Origin of the sequence: Mesorhizobium sp. M7A.F.Ca.MR.148.00.0.0, assembly GCF_003997735.1 — a bacterium.
Taxonomy (GTDB): domain Bacteria; phylum Pseudomonadota; class Alphaproteobacteria; order Rhizobiales; family Rhizobiaceae; genus Mesorhizobium.
The window spans coordinates 1-906 of record NZ_RZTB01000314.1; the positions used below are offsets into that span (position 1 = coordinate 1).

General features: G+C 61.1%; 1 protein-coding gene and 1 pseudogene. Both read left to right on the top strand.

Annotated elements, in window-relative coordinates:
• Positions 1-206: pseudogene (locus EOB49_RS34205) on the top strand (pilus assembly protein); the annotation flags it as partial.
• Between the two features lie 2 nt (positions 207-208).
• On the top strand, positions 209-856 hold the full coding sequence (locus EOB49_RS34210; RefSeq protein ID WP_127383526.1) for a TadE/TadG family type IV pilus assembly protein: 648 nt from the start codon (positions 209-211) through the stop codon (positions 854-856).
• Positions 857-906 lie beyond the last annotated feature (50 nt).

Below are 906 nucleotides of genomic sequence, written 5' to 3' on the forward strand. Positions count from 1 at the left end.
ATGTTACAGTGACCATCGCCGCCTCAGGCTCTTGTCATGACGCCGTTGTCGCCGGTGTCACCCAATATCGCTCCACCACCGCACAGGTCTGCATCGTCAGGGCCGCCGGCACCCTGGACTACAGCGACGTCGGAATGCTGTCGCTTCTCAGCATCGGGCCGATCACGCTCAACGGCTTTCACGAGGAGCGGTTGATCCGGTTCTGATCATGATCAAGCGTTTCACAAAATCAGACGCCGGCGCGGCGATGGTGGAGATGGCCATCGTAACGCCTCTGCTGTTCACGCTTGTGCTGGGCTTCGTCGATTTCGGTTATGCGCTGTATCAATGGAACGCGGCGACAAAAGCCGTTCAGCTCGGCGCCCGTCTGGCGTCGATTTCCGACCCGGTTGCAACCGCGCTTGCGACAGCCGCGCCAATCTCGGCACCGGGCGCGCCGGTGGTGGCGGCCGCCTATGGCCCGTTCGAATGTACATATACCGCCGGCACCGGAGCTTGCACCAATGGCGGCGCCTTCGATGCCGTCAAATTCAGCCGCATCTTTCGCGGCGACACGACCTACACCAATGACGATACCTGTCCGGCAATCACCCCGGCCCAGCGACCGACCACGCGGCCCGGCATGTGTCATTTCTTTCCGCGCCTGCACCGCGACAGCATAGTGGTCACCTACAGCGCGACGGGCCTTGGCTATCAGACCCGGCTGGGAGGGCCGGTGCCGACAATCACCGTCAGCCTAAAGACCATCACCTTCGAATTCTTCTTCCTGGGTGGTCTGCTTGGATTCGACAACCTTACCATGCCCTCCATGCTGAGCACGGTCACGGGCGAAGATCTGAAGAGTACCGCGTCATGAATGCCATCAACACCAAGGTTACGCCGACCAAGCGCAAGCAGGTGGCGCTG